Genomic DNA, 15503 nt, shown 5'->3' on the forward strand with positions numbered 1-15503 from the left:
GCTTATCATTCAAATTTTCGTCATTAAAATCAAAGTTTCCATACATTTCGCAAATCATGATTAACTTTGGGTTACACAAAAAAATAAAATGGCAGAAGATTTAGTTATTACCAGGGATACTTCGAAAGAAGAACAATATCAATCGATCATTCCACAGATTGAGGCCTTACTGCAGGGAGAAACAGATTTTATCGCCAATCTTGCAAATGTTGCCGCAGCACTTAAAGAGCAGTTTGGCTGGTTTTGGGTAGGCTTTTATTTGGTTAAGCATGATGAACTTGTTCTTGGTCCGTTTCAGGGGCCGGTAGCCTGCACGAGGATCAGCAAAGGAAAAGGTGTTTGTGGTACTTCATGGGCTGAAGCCCGGACCATTATTGTTCCCGATGTGGATGAATTTCCAGGACACATTGCCTGTGCATCTGCTTCAAGATCTGAAATTGTCCTGCCTTTGATCGTTGATGGTAAGGTTATCGGTGTGCTTGATGTGGATAGTGAAGTGTTGAGTAAATTCGATGAAACAGATCAGCTTTATTTAGAGCAGGTTATAGCTATTTTATTAAACCGGTAATTTAAGAAGATAGTGAAGTTAAAACCAGGATATTACCTGAATGAAGATGTGGTGGGGCTCGCAAAAGATCTGTTGGGAAAGGTGTTGTATACCAAAATTGACGACGAAATTACAGCCGGAATAATAGTAGAAACGGAAGCGTATTTTGGAATAAAAGATAAAGCCTCCCATGCATATGGCGGTCGCCGTACCAACCGTACCGAAACCATGTACGGTGCCGGTGGTATTGCTTATGTATACCTCTGTTATGGTATGCATCATCTTTTCAATGTGGTTACTTCTGTTGAAAATGATCCTCATGCCGTTCTGATCAGAGGGGTAGAGCCGCTGGTTGGTATAGAAATTATCGAAAAGCGCAGGGGGATGTCTGGTACAAAGGGAGCTATTTCTGCAGGACCCGGATCTGCTGCAAAAGCACTGGGGATTGACAGGGCCTTCAATACAAAAAGTCTTTTAGGTGATGAAATCTGGATCGAGGATCATGGTATCCGGTATGATGAAGAAAATATCGCGGCTACGCCTCGTGTGGGTATTGCTTATGCCAAAGAGCATGCCCTGTTGCCCTGGCGATTCTTTGTAAAAGGCAATAAATATGTGAGTAAGCCAAATAAGGTGTAATAAAATAAAAACCTTTTAGTTTGCTTCCTGTTTCTCTTTCATATACAGAAAATCATGAAAAACGAGAAAAATATAGCAATCCTTAAAGAGATGGCAGAAAGTGTGAGAACATGTATGTTTACCACCTTTTCTTCAAAAGACGAATTTGGCAGCAGGCCTATGGGTACTGCGAAAATAGAAGATGACGGCAGTTTGTGGTTTTACACCAATGCATACTCTCCAAAAACAAAAGAGATTTCAAAAGAAAATAACGTGCTGCTCGCCTATAGCGATCCTTCTAAAAATACTTATTTAACAGTTAAGGGGAAAGCTGAATTTGTGGAGGATAAAGTGCGAAAAGAGGCATATTTTTCTCCCTTTATTAAAGCTTGGTTTCCGGATGGAATTGAAGATCCACGATTGACCCTGATTAAAGTTACCCCTGAAGAGGCTGAGTACTGGGATGCATCTGCATCAAAAATTGTGGTATTATTCAGCCTATTAAAGGCGGCAGTAACTGGTACTACACCTGACCTCGGCCAGCATGAAACCATGAAGTTTTAGTAAAATATAACAAATTGGAAAGCAGGATTGGAAACAATACCTGCTTTTTTTGTAATATTGGCGCAATGAATTTCGAAAATACCCTTTCATTTGCTCAAAAGCAGGACGAGGCTGACCAGCTTCGTCATTTCAGGTCAGATTTCTTGTTCCCTAATCATAATGGAAAAGATTTTATTTACCTGTGTGGTAATTCTTTAGGTCTTCAACCTAAAGTAGCACAGCAGGTATTGAAACGCCAGTTGGACAACTGGGCCAATTATGCTGTGGAAGGCTGGTTTGATGGAAATGAGCCCTGGATGTTCTATCACAAAGAGTTAAAAAAGCTTATGGCGCCAATCGTGGGTGCTTCACCTGCTGAAGTTTGCCCCATGAATACCCTTACGGTTAACCTGCACCTGTTGATGGTTAGTTTTTATCAGCCCAAAGGCAAGCGCTTTAAAATCATTATGGAAGGTGGTGCATTCCCATCCGATCAGTATGCAATAGAAAGCCAGGTGCGGTTTCATGGTTTTGATCCAAAAGAAGCGATTATAGAGGTTTTTCCGCGTGAAGGAGAGGAAGTACTTCGGACAGACGATATTGTGGCTCAGATCAAGGATAATGCTGATCAGATTGCCCTGGTATTATTTGGCGGGATTAACTACTACACCGGGCAATGGTACCATATGGAAGCTATTACCAAAGCCGGCCATGAAATTGGAGCCATTGTAGGCTGGGATTTGGCGCATGCAGCCGGGAATGTTCCGTTAAAACTTCATGATTGGGGGGTGGATTTTGCCTGCTGGTGTTCTTACAAATATCAGAATTCTGGTCCCGGAGGTATCAGTGGAATTTTTGTTCATGAAAAACATTTTAACAATACTGCTTTAAGTCGTTTTGCCGGCTGGTGGGGTTATCAGGAAAGCAGTCGCTTTAAAATGGAAAAAGGCTTTGTTCCTGAGGCCGGAGCGGATGGCTGGCAGGTGAGTTGTACCCAGGTTATGCCAATGGCTTTATATCATGCATCCCTTCAGATTTTTGAAAAGGCGGGTTTTATTGATCCCTTAAGAAGTAAGAGTATTACTTTAACTGAATATCTTGAGTTTATTATAAATGAGGTAAATAAGTATTTAGGATTTGAGCAATATAAAATCATTACGCCAAAAAAAGCCGAAGACAGGGGTGCACAGTTATCCATTATTGCCCGGCACAAGGGCAAGCAGATTTTTGATGGTTTAATGGCCAATCATGTTCTTGGAGATTGGCGCGAACCTGATGTGATCCGTTTAAGTGCCGTGCCGCTCTATAATTCTTATGAGGACGTTTATGTAGCCGGACAGGTGTTATTAAAAGTGAGTAACGATATCTTAAAGTAAAACGAATAGAAATGATCAACTACAATCCTAAAAACTGGAGTGCCTTCATTTTCCATATCCACAAAAGTGATACTTTCAGAAAACTGTGGCCTTTAATGCTTGCCGTTGGTTTCTTTTCAGGTTTGGTGGCTTTTGCCGAACTGAATTTCTTCCAGCTTTCAAAGAGTAGCTATGTGACCAATGTTGGTATGATGCACAGTTTATTGGGTTTTGTTTTATCGCTGCTATTGGTATTCAGGACCAATACTGCTTACGACAGGTGGTGGGAAGGCAGGAAGCTTCTGGGATCATTAACGAATGTGAGCCGTAACCTGGCCATGAAAATTAAGGCGCTTAAACTTGCAGATGAAGATGTCCGTTTTTTCGAGTATGGAATACCTAAATATGCTTTTGGCTTAAAAGAGCACCTGCGTGAAAAATTATATTTCGGTAAAAACAGTTTTTTGATCGAAGTAGAAGAAGGCAAACATATTCCAAACCAGATTGCAGGCAGTTTAATCAACAGGCTTTACGGATTGCTCGAGAAAGGAGCCATCTCCCAGGAGCAGTTTATTGTATTATCAGGCGATTTTAATCAGTTTACCGATATCTGCGGTGCCTGCGAAAGGATTAAAAATACGCCGATCCCATTTTCATATAGTGCCTTCATTAAAAAGTTTATCTTTATTTATGTGGTTACCCTGCCGTTTGGATGGGTGTTCAGTTTGGGCTATTTTGTGGTTCCTATTGTACCCTTTATCCTCTATGTATTAGCAAGTTTGGAGCTTATAGCTGAAGAAATAGAAAATCCATTTGGTTATGATGCCAACGACTTGCCTGTAGATCAGATTTGCACCAATATCGAAAAACATGTAGGGGAGATTTTAGGCAAATGATCAAAATTGCCTGGCACCCAATATACGTACATCCTTTACCGGAAGGGCACCGGTTTCCCATGTTAAAATATGAACTGATACCTGAGCAGCTTTTGCATGAAGGCACTATTGAGCACCATAATTTATTTAGTCCCGACCTGCTTGGTGAGGAAGTGGTGTTGTTAACTCATCAAAAAGCGTATTGGGAGCAATTAAGGGATCTGACCCTTTCGGCCAAAGATCAACGGCGCATAGGTTTTCCTTTAAATGCACAGCTTTTGGAACGGGAACTGCGGATTGCGAAGGGTACAATTGATGGTTCCTGTTTTGCTATGGAGCATGGCATTGCGTTTAATGTGGCAGGCGGAACACATCATGCCGGCAGCAATTGGGGTGAAGGTTTTTGCTTGCTGAATGATCAGGCAATATCAGCTAATTATTTGTTAGATAATGATTTAGTTAACCGTATTTTAATTATTGATTTAGATGTACACCAGGGAAATGGTACTGCAGAAATCTTCAGGCATGAGCCTCGGGTATTTACTTTTTCGATGCATGGTGATAAAAATTTCCCTTTCCGGAAAGAGATTTCCGATTTGGATGTGCCATTGGAAGATGGCCTGCAGGACGAGGACTATTTATCAATCTTAAACACCAACCTTAAAAAAGCATTCGAAAAAGCCCGGCCTGATTTTGTATTTTACCTTTCTGGTGTAGATGTGCTTTCAACTGATAAACTGGGTAAACTGGCCTTGAGTAAAGCCGCCTGTAAAGAGCGCGATAGGATGGTGTTGCAGGCCTGTAAGGATAAAAATCTGCCTTTACAGGTCAGTATGGGTGGAGGTTATTCGGTCCATATCAAGGATATTGTGGATGCCCATTGTAATACTTTCCGCCTGGCTTTTGATTTATTTGCATAGGCAGCACCCAGAAAATATAATATCCTTATCTTCGCGGCAATATGTTGGAGATTATTTACCAGGATGAGCATTTAATTGCAATTAACAAACCCCATGGCCTTTTGGTACATCAATCTTCTATTGCCAGGGATGCTACAGAATTTGCCCTGCAGCTGCTGAGGGACCAGGTAGGCAAGCACGTTAGTCCGGTACACCGCTTAGACCGTAAAACTGGCGGAATCTTACTTTTTGCTTTTGATAAGCAATCTGAAATTGCTATGCATCAGCAATTTATGAATGCAGAAACTGATAAAAAGTATTTGGCCATACTACGAGGCTTTACGCCCGATACCATGGGTATCGATTATCCCTTGTCTAAAGAAAACGGGACGCTCCAGGATGCTTTTACCGCTTTCAGAACGTTGCAAAGGGCAGAGATTGACGTAGCGTTCGGCAAGCATCCAACATCGAGATACTCGCTGGTAGAAGCTACACCTAAAACCGGAAGGATGCATCAGTTGAGAAGGCATTTCAGCCATATCCTTCATCCCATTATTGGAGATCGGACACACGGTTGTAACAAACAGAATAAATTTTTCAAGGAGCAATGGAATATGACAACGATGCTGCTTCATGCTTCTGAACTGGAATTTATTCACCCTGTAACCAAAGAAAAAATACATTTAAAAGCCGGTTTACACGACGAATTTAAAAGGGTAATGGATTTCATGAAAATGGAGCATTAACACAATTTTTGCTTTTAAAATCTGTTTATATAGCATCTATGATTAAATACCTACGATTTACACTCCCAGTTTTAGCGCTTTTTGCCGCCAGTTGTTCTTCTGTTTATATGCCAAACGTTCCCAATACGCCAATGTTGAGCAAACAGGGCGAATTTAGCGGCGGTGCACACATCTCACTAAAAGGCAATGCCAGTATTAATGGTGCTTATGCCGTTTCAGATCATATTGGTGTACTCTTTAGTGGTTCGAGGATGAATAGTGAACGGAAAACAAAGGATTTTGGACATAAACTGATTGAGATCGGTGGCGGTTATTTTGATACTTTTGGTCCTGATGATAACCGGATCATCGAAATTTATGGTGGTGTAGGAAAGGGCTGGAGCGATATCACTTTCCGTGATTTTAAGAATGATATGTTGGTTAGCAGTGAATTGCAGGAGATAGATTACCGCAAAGCTTTCTTGCAGGTTAATTATAGTTCTAAAAAGAAGAACAACCTTCATTTATTTGGAAAGGATTTTCCGATTAATTATGGCACGGCATTAAGGATCAGCCACGTAAAAATGGACCGGTTCTTTTTAAATGGAGTAGTGCAACCGAAAGAAGATAATATTTTCTTCGAACCCGTTTTTTTTACGCGTATGGCACTCAGTAAAACTTTTCAGCTCCAATATACCACGAGTAGTAATATTGGCTTAAAGAGCCGTAAATATATGTCTGCCGGCAATTCTATCTTTACCATTGGTGTAGTAGTGAATGTTGGAGGGAAGTAATACAGTTGCTATGAGTAAGAAATTATGTACTTTAGATTTCTCCACTTCGGTCGAAATGACGATTCGTGTTAGGACAAACTTCTCATTTTATTATGCAGCTCGCGTCATTTCGACTGAAGCGTAGCGAAATGGAGAAATCTGTCTCTAAGAAATTATGTATTTTAGATTTCTCCACTTCGGTCGAAATGACGGTTCGTGTTAGGGCAACTATCCCTCTTTTAAACTCCTGGTCTTATTCTGAAGCCTTAAAAACAATAGGACAGAAGCAGTCAGTAAACCCAGGGTTAACCCGTACCAGATTCCATTTACACCCAGGCCGAAATGAAATCCCAGTAAATATCCTATCGGAATACCCACTACCCAATAAGCTAAAAAGGTAATAATGGTCGGGATGTTTACATCGCCCATACCACGTAAAACGCCTAATCCTACCACTTGGGTCCCGTCAAATAATTGAAAAAATCCGGCAATGATCAATAATTGCGCTGCAATTGGGATAACCATTACATCTTCTGTATAGATAAAAGGCATGATGTTGTTGGCCAATACAAAAATGACGGCTGTACACGACATAAACAGCAAAATAACATGGTAACTGGCTATTGCTGATTTGCGCAGGTCATCAAAATTACGTTTTCCAAAGTTATTTCCGGTTTTAATGGTTGCTGCTGAAGCTACACCACTGGCAATCATATAGGTCATTGCTGCCAGGCTGATTGCAATCTGGTGTGCGGCCTGTTCTGCTGCACCAATGGTACCGATCAGCACGGCAGCACCGCTAAAAGCGCTGATTTCAAATGAATACTGCATCGCAACAGGCATGCCGATCTTAGCAATTTTAATAGCCCTTAACCTATCGTAGAAAGTAGCTTTAAAACTGATCAGGTATTTTTTAAAATGTTGTGAGCGTAATACATAAACCGACATGACGGTTGCCATCAGCAGCCTATCGATCAAAGTACTTAGGCCTACACCGCTAACACCCATTGGTTTGATGCCGAACATGCCTTTTACAAAAATAATCCCCAGGATGATGTTGAGGGCATTTCCCCAGATGGAAACAAACATAGCCTGTTTGGTAAAACCCAAGCCTTCTGCAAACTGTTTAAAAGTTTGAAAAATCAACAGGGGGATGATGGAAACCGATAATAGGTTGAGGTAGGGTTTGGCATAATGCACTACTTCCGGTGTTTGTTCGAGGTGATCGATTACGAAAAATATTCCCAACTGCACCAATATGTACAAAAAAATCCCAACGCAGATATTGATGATGAGGCTATTGGATAAGAGTTTACCACATTCATCGTAATTCTGACGGCCGTTTTCCTGGGCAATTAGGGGTGTTAACCCATAGGAAATACCCAGGCCGATCACTAAAATGAGTATAAATATGCTGTTAACCAGCGATACAGCAGCTAATTGAATGGTATCGGTAAAATGACCAACAATAATACTATCAGCCATTTGCACCAGTGTATGGCCTACCTGCGAGCCAACAATTGGTAACGCCAAATGAAGGTTTTCTTTGTAATAGGGTTTATATTTGGTATAAATTTTAGAAAACATAGGTTTGCAAAGGTCGGGTTTTTAAACCTCAAAAAATAGGAATGTAGAAAAGTTAGTACGCGGTTTTTAATAAACGTAATCGTGGTGCTGAATTTATTTCAGTATTTTAGATATGAAATCTCTTGCTTGGGCCCTGAAACAAGTTCAGGGCGACGGCTTTCAGTGGAAAAGCCCGTAAATACAACTATCTCACCGCCGTAAAGTACTCTTCTTTCTCGCTGGTATGCGATTTAATTACATTGGTTAAAATTAAGTTGACCAATACCTTCTGGGCTTTTCGGTACGAACTCCGTAACAGCTTGCTAAATTCTTTCAGTGTTATTTTTTCGTGCTGTTCCAGGTACTCGAGTAATTTTTTTTCGTTTTCAGAATAGGAGATCAGTACTCCTTTATTTTTATGTTCCTGTTTCAATACTTCAACAATAATACGGCTCGCCAATACACTTTTATCGTCAATACGGATGTAAACCCACCATTTTTTCTGATCATCAAGTGCATAATGCGGTTTGGTATCACTTTCAGGGATATTAACCACTAAAACCAGTTTATCGTCTACATAAATTTCTTCAAAATGCGGTTCAATAGCAGGTTTACAAAACTGATGTGCAGAAGTTAAAATCATGTATTTTTCTTCTTCTTCCGATTTAACACCCTTAATTGAGCCATTATCGGCTACACCTATCAATAACTTACCCCCTTTATTATTGGCAAATGCGACCAGGCTCTTGGCAATTTTTTCAGTACTGGTAATGGTTTTCTTAAAATCGAGCATTACACCTTCGCCCTGCAAAATTAAACTCTTAATACTCGGCATAATCTAAAATTAATAGGCAACCCTTGGCATTTCGCCTTGGTGCAGGTTTCGGATATAGACTTCATTCATAACGGTCGCACACAATTCACCACTTTTATTGGTAATTTCCATTGGATAAGCTTTTACAAATTTTCCAACGGTTTTTAAAGCATGCTCAGCCTCGTTCAACATTTCATCGGTTACGGTTATGGTAAAATATAAGGTAGAACGACCAGGTTTTAAGTATTGTATAGAGGCACTTTTAAGCCAGACACGCACCTTAAACCCACGTCTCTGCATCAATTGATCAAACAACAGGGCGTAAAAAGGATCTGTTGCAGCATAAATGGTTCCTCCAAAAATAGAGCCATTATAATTTTTATTCAGGAAGCTCTTGCTTAATTTAACCGTACAGCTTCTAAATTCATTTTCAAATTTCTGAACCCAAATGCGCTGGAAAAACAAAGGCGGGTAAAAGCGCATTACCCATTTCAGGGTGTTTTGAGAAATAATCATATTCACTAATATCAGAAAGTTTTATCATCTTTTAAAGTTTTGGCCGGGTTGTTTCAGTAATATTTCGGTAATTTACCTCATTTGGTATTCAGGTTAATCCTATTGGCCTGTTAGCGGCTTTAAGTAACATAGCCTACAGTTTAGCCTTCGGTTAAATACCCGGCTGTATGGATGGATCGTGTTGTGCACCGTGCTCAAATAAACCTCTAAATCTGCCGAATAATTTAAAAAATCATATCAATAGCATTTATTTTGTATTGTAATCTATTAACAATCAGTATGATATATTTAAAAATTTTATTTTTTGAAGAAAAAAACAAAACCAAATGATTAAAAGGTTGTTAGGTTGATAGATAACAATAAAAACTATGAAAAAAATAATCTTAAGTCTTGCTTTTGCGGGTTCTCTTATGATAGCCACATCAGCATGCAATTCGTCAAAAAATATGGCTGGTTCTTCAGACAGTACAAAGACGGATTCGACCACTACGGCTCCAATGGACACGACAGCTAAAAAAGTGCCAGATACAACAAAAACGCCACCTGACACTACAAAAAAGAATCTTATGTAGGATCTTAAAAGCCACTCTGACACGGGGTGGCTTTTATTTTTAAAAATCTATTTTAAATATTTGTGTTATTGCGTACTTTCAGCGATTAAACCAGATATTTAAATGGATCATCAAGCAAAAACCAACAACCGTAATGTAATTTTCTTAGTCATTGTTGCCGCCCTGGGCTATTTCGTTGATATTTACGACCTTGTTTTATTCTCTGTAGTTCGCCTGAAAAGCTTTACTGACATAGGTGTTTCTGCCGAGCACATGCGTACCGAAGGGGAGTATGTAATTAACATGCAGATGTTCGGTTTATTGCTTGGCGGATTGCTCTGGGGAATTATCGGCGATAAATTTGGCCGTATTAAAGTGTTGTTCGGTTCAATCTTAATGTATTCTTTAGCCAATATAGCCAACGGTTTTGCAGCTGATGTACATACCTATGCCATTATCAGGTTTATAGCCGGCATTGGCCTGGCTGGAGAACTTGGAGCCGGAATTACTTTGGTTACAGAAACTATGGACAAAGAAAAACGCGGTTATGGAACCATGGTTGTGGCCGGAATTGGTTTATTGGGTGCAGCAGCAGCAGCTACCATCGGAAAGCATTTCAGGTGGGAAACCGCTTATTTTGTAGGTGGGGGAATGGGGCTATTGCTATTGCTTTTACGGGTGGGTACATTCGAATCAGGGATGTTTAAACATGCCGAACAAAGTTCGGAGGTTTCGAAAGGCAATTTCTTTATGCTTTTTTCTGACCGCAAGCGGTTCTTAAAATACCTGGCCTGTATCTGTTTAGGACTTCCGCTGTGGTTTATTGTGGGGATTTTGGTTACCCAATCGCCAGAGATCGGAAAGGCACTTGGTGCAAAAGAACTGCTTAACGCCGGCACCGGTATTATGTATACTTACTTTGGTATAGCCATTGGCGATGTGGTTTGTGGGGTTCTGGCACAAGTTTTAAGATCGCGTAAGAAAACCGTGCTTATTTTTCAAAGTTTATCTGTAATTACGGTACTTGTTTATTTAAACAGTAAAGGTTTAACAGAAAGTAATTTTATCCTGATCTGCCTGTTTATGGGCTTCGCAGTAGGGTATTGGGCTACATTCGTAACCATTGCAGCCGAACAGTTCGGTACCAATATCCGTTCGACGGTAACCACCACAGCGCCGAATTTTGTACGCGGTGCCTTGATTCCGATAACTTTCGTTTTCGAATTCTTTGTTCATCGTTATAATATCGTATCGGCCGGATTTATTGTCATGGGAATTGTAACGGTAATCGCCATGATTTCGGTTGCTTCGCTAAAGGAAAGCTTTAATAAAGACCTTAATTATTTAGAAAAATAGCGTTCGGTTAGGCTACGGACTAAAACAGCAATGTCAATAAAATGTACTATATCAATATAAATCAGCTTTGCTGTTCGAATAGCCTTAAATTTGTATGGAAATAGAAAAAGCCATCATGTTTAAAGAAGAAGTAGCAGAGCGGTATAAACAGATTCAGGATGAAATCTGTCGCGGATTGGAAATTGCCGATGACAAGGGAAAATTTGAAGAGGAATTGTGGGAAAGAAATGGTGGGGGAGGCGGCCGTACCCGGATTATGCAGAACGGTGCCATCATCGAGAAGGGTGGTGTTAATTTTTCTGCGGTACATGGTCAACTACCCGATGCGGTAAAAAAAGCGTTTAATGTTACCGAAGATGATTTTTTTGCAACTGGCGTTTCTATCGTAATTCATCCAAACCATCCTCTGGTGCCGATTATCCACATGAACATCCGGTATTTTGAATTAAATGAAGAAACCCGTTGGTTTGGTGGCGGTATCGATTTAACCCCGCATTATGTGTTTGAAAATGATGCCCGCTTTTTTCACCATAAATTAAAACAGGCCTGCGACGAGTTCAAAGCTGATTTTTATCCAAAATTTAAAATCCACGCCGATGACTATTTCTTTATTAAACACCGTGAAGAAACGCGCGGAATTGGTGGTATTTTTTATGATCGCTTAAAACCTCAAAACACCGGTTTATCCTGGCAGGAGATTTTGGATTTTTCCATCAATATCGGCGAAACATTTTTACCGGTCTATACCGAACTGATAGACCGTAACCGGGATAAAGAATTTACCGAAAAACATAAAGAATGGCAATATCAGCGCCGTAGTCGTTACGTAGAATTTAACCTGGTTTATGATTCAGGAACAAAATTCGGACTGGAAACCAATGGCCGGATCGAGTCTATTTTAATGAGCTTGCCTCCTCAGGCCAACTGGGGCTACAATGTTCAGCCAAAAGAAGGTTCAGAAGAATATAAAACACTGCAATTGCTTAAAAAGGGGATAAATTGGGTGTAAGTGCTCCTATAGGATAACGGGTTCTTTATTAAAATAAAGTCAGCGGCGCCTGTACTTCATGAAAACCGGCTTTCAGTTTTCCGGTCCTAAAATCGTTTACCATGTTGTGTGCCATACGTGTTGGTTCGGGGATACGATAATTTCCAGTGCATTTTTTTATGATTTCCAGGCTTTGATCAGCGGTAATCAGGTAACCTGCAGATACAAAAACCGGGGCAGAATTGATTTTGGTACGCAAAGCAAAACCCAGGGTTTCGCCATGACTGTTGATTTCTGTACTGCTTAATTTCCTGTTTTCTGGAACATGGTTTTCTCCATACAGAAGGCTTTTGGCGCATCCAATGGTGGCCTGATTGGCCAGGATCCCGAAATGCGATGCAACTCCCATGCGGCGCGGATGTAAAGTTCCGTTGCCATCCAACACGACCACATCTGGTTTCGAGCTTATCAATTCCCAAACTTTTAATAAGGCCGGCACTTCTTTAAATCCTAAAAAACCTGGTTTATACGGAAAATTGGTTTCGTAGGTTTCGAGTGCAAAAGATTTCAGGATCATATCAGGATAACTTAATATCACCATTCCGGCATACATCGTTGAACTGTTTTTATTAAATGAGATGTCTGCACCGGCAATCGTTTCGATTTTTTGGACCGGGTGAAATTTTAATTGCCTGGCGAGCTGGATCTGGTAAGCAGTAGCCTCTTCGAAACTGTAATGATCGTACATTATTTTAGTACAGGTTAAGGCTGTAAATTGTTTTGAAGTTCTTTTAAGCGCAACTTAATTTCATCTGAAGCAGGATCCAGTGCACCGGCTTTTTTATATGCCGTAATTGCTTTTTGTTTCTCCCCATTTTTGGTATATGCTGCGCCAAGTGCCATGAAGGCTCTCGGAGAAGAGGGATAATTAGCGGTATTCATTTTCAGCAGATCAATGCCATTTTTTAAAGTTGCCGGATATTTGATGAGCCATTGCGCCCAACCGTTAAAATACGATTCATCCGGTATAATCGGATATCCAAACTTTTGGGATAATGTTTTATAATGGTCCATAATAATCTCAGAATTTATCTTTTGGTCGTTTATTGGCGGAAGTTCCCATTGGCGATAAACGAACCGGAGTCCGTCATAATAGGATATTATGGGAACAGTCATGTGACTTTCGTTAGGATAACCCTTGTATTTAAAATCTAATCCTTTAATATTCTGTTTTTTGAGTAAAGAATCAAACTTTAGTACATCAGTATGGAACTGAGGATCAGATGATGCGCCTTCGTTGCCATCACTAAAAAAAAGTGTTTTTGGTAAAACAGGAATAGTTTTCAGTTTTTTATCAGCGAGCTTGAGCAGGAATTTTTGGTCCCACCAAAATGAAGGGCTTGCTGCAATATACGCATTGAACAGATCCGGGTGATTAATCAGGCAATTGATAACAGTGAGTGCACCAAAAGAATGCCCTGCAAAAATGCTATAAGGAAGCGTTTTGTAATTCGAATTAACATAGGGCTGAAGCTCTTTCTGAATGAACTGAAAAAACTGTTCATTTCCTCCACTGTTTTTGTACGGAGACTTGCCAGAAGTGTCAGCTTTTCCAAAATAATCCAGAATGCTATGCGATGGAGTGAGGTCACGATTACGGTCTGTATTGGTAATTCCAACCACAATGAGTGGTGGAATAGCATATACATCTTGCCGGCTAAGATATTTAGAATATTCTACCATTTGGTTAAAATGGTTGTCAGCATCAAGAACATAAATTACCTGGTACCGTTTCTCTGATTTTTCAGGTGCATAAATCAGTAGCTTTCGGTCTTCGTTTAAAATGTTGGAATGCAGTGTTACAATTTCGCCGAGGTTGGCTTTAACCGGTTCTGATTTTTGAGCTTTTGTTTTAAACGAAAAAAGTAGAATTACAAAAATAGATATGAATTTAAAACGAGCCAGGTTCTTTAAGGAATTTACCTTTAGCAATAGTCGTTTCATAATTGCCTGAGCGTTTATAAATTAAAGGATACTTAAAGCTACGTAAAAAACATTTAATGATTTAATTTTTCGTCAGATTAATACAACTGTTTCACTCTTAATTGTATATTATTATTTGTCCTATAATTAATATTATGTTAAGTTGTAGTTTCTGCTACATCCCTATCAATGTGGATTTGCCTGATTATCTAGAGTTCCTGAAGTTTACGGTTAAGCTCCTGAACTTTGTCGGTATGTTTCTTTTTGGTATAGATATCGATGAGTAGCTGTACGGTTTTTTTATCGTTCGGGTTAATTTCATTTGCGCGCTGCAAGGCAAATTGAGCATGGTTAATTAATCCATTGTATTTGGAAGCTTTATCGGCATCATTTTTATTGAGCGTTTCATTTGCAGTATTGATATATGCCAAGCTCAGTTGATACAATGCGTCGAAATAATTTTGATCTGTAGACAAAGCTTTATTGTAAGCCAATATGGCTGTAGCATTATTTCCGCCAACCTGTTGCAGGTAGCCATAAAGAAAATACAATAGTTTATTTCCTTTTTCTACTTTTAAATTATTTTCAATAAGTCCCTGGGCTTTACTATAATTCTCGGTATCAAGTAAAAGATTAATGTAATCGTTAGTTAGAAAGCGATTGAACGGATTAAGCACAAGACCATCTTCCAGCGTTTTAATAGCGGTTTCATTTTCCGATTTCACCACGTACATCTGCGCCATTTTCTGAAAAACAGACGGATTTCTGATTCCATTTTCTTTTGCGCGTTTAAAATAGGTTAAAGATTCGTCGTAAGCCTGGATATTTAACGCGCAAATGGCTGTGTTTAAGGCTAATGTGGTGTCAGCAGGAAAATTGTCAGATACTTCTTTCAGATCGGTAAAAGCCTCTTTAAATTCGTTGTTGAAAAACGCTTCATTGCCCTTCTCCTGTTTTTTGATCAGGATATTATGGCTCGAGGCCTTGATCATTCCACCATTGTCGTTATAACGGTCTAAAGATTTTGCTTTTTCAATCGCCTCTACCGCACTATCGTAAAATTTATTGGCATTGTTCGGATCCGTATCAATTAATGATGCAAATGACGTGAGATATGATTTTATCGACCAGGTTTCGGTCCAGTTTTTTGTTTTATTGTCTTTTTCTGCAGATTCTATCGATTTTAAGCCTTCATTAATAATCGATAATTGCTTCTTCTCATCCTCTTTATTGGCTATTGAGGCCTGCAATTTACCTACAGCATTCCTGGCAATCAGGATCTGGCTTTTTTGAGCTACAGCATTAAAAGAGATGAAAATTAAGGCGGTTAAAGATATTTTAAGGCAGTTCTGCATAGAATAATGTAATGAAGGTAAACTGTAATAAACCATAAA

At 39.7% G+C, this 15503-nt stretch carries 17 protein-coding genes; 11 read left to right on the forward strand and 6 right to left on the reverse strand.

What is annotated here, in order from left to right; all coding sequences use genetic code 11:
* The first annotated feature begins 88 nt into the window (after positions 1-88).
* The 8 genes from msrC (at position 89) to GGQ60_RS04715 (ending at position 6356) form a co-directional block, all read left to right on the forward strand.
* Complete coding sequence (gene msrC, locus GGQ60_RS04680; RefSeq protein ID WP_183760344.1) at positions 89-568, forward strand: free L-methionine (R)-S-oxide reductase MsrC; 480 nt, start codon at positions 89-91, stop codon at positions 566-568.
* A 12-nt stretch (positions 569-580) separates the two neighbouring features.
* Positions 581-1186: a DNA-3-methyladenine glycosylase gene (locus GGQ60_RS04685; protein ID WP_183760346.1), complete on the forward strand. Its 606-nt coding sequence runs from the start codon at positions 581-583 to the stop codon at positions 1184-1186.
* 54 nt (positions 1187-1240) lie between these two features.
* The gene (locus GGQ60_RS04690) at positions 1241-1729 is read left to right on the forward strand and encodes a pyridoxamine 5'-phosphate oxidase family protein (RefSeq protein WP_183760348.1); all 489 of its coding nucleotides are present in this window, start codon (positions 1241-1243) and stop codon (positions 1727-1729) included.
* A 65-nt stretch (positions 1730-1794) separates the two neighbouring features.
* Positions 1795-3084 carry a kynureninase gene (kynU, locus tag GGQ60_RS04695; RefSeq protein WP_183760350.1) on the forward strand — a complete coding sequence of 430 codons (1290 nt, stop codon included), beginning with the start codon at positions 1795-1797 and terminating at the stop codon, positions 3082-3084.
* Between the two features lie 11 nt (positions 3085-3095).
* The gene (locus GGQ60_RS04700; protein ID WP_183760352.1) at positions 3096-3959 is read left to right on the forward strand and encodes a bestrophin family protein; all 864 of its coding nucleotides are present in this window, start codon (positions 3096-3098) and stop codon (positions 3957-3959) included.
* Entirely contained in the window at positions 3956-4858 is a 903-nt protein-coding gene (locus tag GGQ60_RS04705; RefSeq protein WP_183760354.1) for a histone deacetylase family protein, read from the forward strand. Before GGQ60_RS04700 ends, GGQ60_RS04705 begins: the two co-directional genes overlap by 4 nt.
* A 41-nt stretch (positions 4859-4899) precedes the next feature.
* Positions 4900-5583, forward strand: a complete 684-nt coding sequence (locus GGQ60_RS04710; protein WP_183760356.1) for a pseudouridine synthase — start codon at positions 4900-4902, stop codon at positions 5581-5583.
* A gap of 38 nt (positions 5584-5621) precedes the next feature.
* Positions 5622-6356 carry a hypothetical protein gene (locus tag GGQ60_RS04715; RefSeq protein ID WP_183760358.1) on the forward strand — a complete coding sequence of 245 codons (735 nt, stop codon included), beginning with the start codon at positions 5622-5624 and terminating at the stop codon, positions 6354-6356.
* A 207-nt stretch (positions 6357-6563) separates the two neighbouring features.
* Here the strand turns inward: GGQ60_RS04715 and GGQ60_RS04720 are convergent, their stop codons facing one another.
* The 3 genes from GGQ60_RS04720 to GGQ60_RS04730 all read right to left on the reverse strand — a co-directional run bounded on the left by GGQ60_RS04720 (position 6564) and on the right by GGQ60_RS04730 (position 9231).
* A complete protein-coding gene (locus GGQ60_RS04720; protein WP_183760360.1) occupies positions 6564-7922 on the reverse strand; it encodes an MATE family efflux transporter in 1359 nt (452 codons plus the stop codon).
* Between the two features lie 184 nt (positions 7923-8106).
* Positions 8107-8736 carry an ATP-binding protein gene (locus GGQ60_RS04725; protein WP_183760362.1) on the reverse strand — a complete coding sequence of 210 codons (630 nt, stop codon included), beginning with the start codon at positions 8734-8736 and terminating at the stop codon, positions 8107-8109.
* 9 nt (positions 8737-8745) lie between these two features.
* The gene (locus GGQ60_RS04730) at positions 8746-9231 is read right to left on the reverse strand and encodes a DUF4442 domain-containing protein (protein ID WP_183761285.1); all 486 of its coding nucleotides are present in this window, start codon (positions 9229-9231) and stop codon (positions 8746-8748) included.
* A gap of 368 nt (positions 9232-9599) precedes the next feature.
* Between GGQ60_RS04730 and GGQ60_RS04735 the strand changes: the two genes are divergently transcribed.
* From GGQ60_RS04735 to hemF, 3 genes are all read left to right on the forward strand, one after another.
* Complete coding sequence (locus GGQ60_RS04735) at positions 9600-9803, forward strand: coproporphyrinogen III oxidase (protein ID WP_183760364.1); 204 nt, start codon at positions 9600-9602, stop codon at positions 9801-9803.
* Between the two features lie 102 nt (positions 9804-9905).
* A complete protein-coding gene (locus GGQ60_RS04740) occupies positions 9906-11138 on the forward strand; it encodes an MFS transporter (protein ID WP_183760367.1) in 1233 nt (410 codons plus the stop codon).
* Between the two features lie 94 nt (positions 11139-11232).
* Positions 11233-12147, forward strand: a complete 915-nt coding sequence (hemF, locus tag GGQ60_RS04745) for an oxygen-dependent coproporphyrinogen oxidase (protein WP_373284796.1) — start codon at positions 11233-11235, stop codon at positions 12145-12147.
* A 28-nt stretch (positions 12148-12175) separates the two neighbouring features.
* On the opposite strand, the gene GGQ60_RS04750 is transcribed toward hemF, so the two are convergent.
* The 3 genes from GGQ60_RS04750 to GGQ60_RS04760 form a co-directional block, all read right to left on the reverse strand.
* Complete coding sequence (locus GGQ60_RS04750) at positions 12176-12874, reverse strand: endonuclease V (RefSeq protein WP_183760369.1); 699 nt, start codon at positions 12872-12874, stop codon at positions 12176-12178.
* 14 nt (positions 12875-12888) lie between these two features.
* The gene (locus tag GGQ60_RS04755; protein ID WP_183760371.1) at positions 12889-14130 is read right to left on the reverse strand and encodes an alpha/beta hydrolase; all 1242 of its coding nucleotides are present in this window, start codon (positions 14128-14130) and stop codon (positions 12889-12891) included.
* 188 nt (positions 14131-14318) lie between these two features.
* A complete protein-coding gene (locus GGQ60_RS04760; protein WP_183760373.1) occupies positions 14319-15464 on the reverse strand; it encodes a tetratricopeptide repeat protein in 1146 nt (381 codons plus the stop codon).
* Positions 15465-15503: the final 39 nt, after the last annotated feature.

This window comes from Pedobacter zeae (assembly GCF_014196715.1).
Classification (GTDB): domain Bacteria; phylum Bacteroidota; class Bacteroidia; order Sphingobacteriales; family Sphingobacteriaceae; genus Pedobacter; species Pedobacter zeae.

Coding starts and splice junctions, on each gene's coding strand:
- kynU (WP_183760350.1), top strand. CDS start 1,795: ATGAATTTCGAAAATACCCTTTCATTTGCTCAAAAGCAGGACGAGGCT.
- GGQ60_RS04755 (WP_183760371.1), bottom strand. CDS start 14,130: ATGAAACGACTATTGCTAAAGGTAAATTCCTTAAAGAACCTGGCTCGT.
- GGQ60_RS04700 (WP_183760352.1), top strand. CDS start 3,096: ATGATCAACTACAATCCTAAAAACTGGAGTGCCTTCATTTTCCATATC.
- GGQ60_RS04735 (WP_183760364.1), top strand. CDS start 9,600: ATGAAAAAAATAATCTTAAGTCTTGCTTTTGCGGGTTCTCTTATGATA.
- GGQ60_RS04730 (WP_183761285.1), bottom strand. CDS start 9,231: ATGATTATTTCTCAAAACACCCTGAAATGGGTAATGCGCTTTTACCCG.
- GGQ60_RS04740 (WP_183760367.1), top strand. CDS start 9,906: ATGGATCATCAAGCAAAAACCAACAACCGTAATGTAATTTTCTTAGTC.
- msrC (WP_183760344.1), top strand. CDS start 89: ATGGCAGAAGATTTAGTTATTACCAGGGATACTTCGAAAGAAGAACAA.
- GGQ60_RS04725 (WP_183760362.1), bottom strand. CDS start 8,736: ATGCCGAGTATTAAGAGTTTAATTTTGCAGGGCGAAGGTGTAATGCTC.
- hemF (WP_373284796.1), top strand. CDS start 11,233: ATGGAAATAGAAAAAGCCATCATGTTTAAAGAAGAAGTAGCAGAGCGG.
- GGQ60_RS04720 (WP_183760360.1), bottom strand. CDS start 7,922: ATGTTTTCTAAAATTTATACCAAATATAAACCCTATTACAAAGAAAAC.
- GGQ60_RS04760 (WP_183760373.1), bottom strand. CDS start 15,464: ATGCAGAACTGCCTTAAAATATCTTTAACCGCCTTAATTTTCATCTCT.
- GGQ60_RS04705 (WP_183760354.1), top strand. CDS start 3,956: ATGATCAAAATTGCCTGGCACCCAATATACGTACATCCTTTACCGGAA.
- GGQ60_RS04690 (WP_183760348.1), top strand. CDS start 1,241: ATGAAAAACGAGAAAAATATAGCAATCCTTAAAGAGATGGCAGAAAGT.
- GGQ60_RS04710 (WP_183760356.1), top strand. CDS start 4,900: ATGTTGGAGATTATTTACCAGGATGAGCATTTAATTGCAATTAACAAA.
- GGQ60_RS04750 (WP_183760369.1), bottom strand. CDS start 12,874: ATGTACGATCATTACAGTTTCGAAGAGGCTACTGCTTACCAGATCCAG.
- GGQ60_RS04715 (WP_183760358.1), top strand. CDS start 5,622: ATGATTAAATACCTACGATTTACACTCCCAGTTTTAGCGCTTTTTGCC.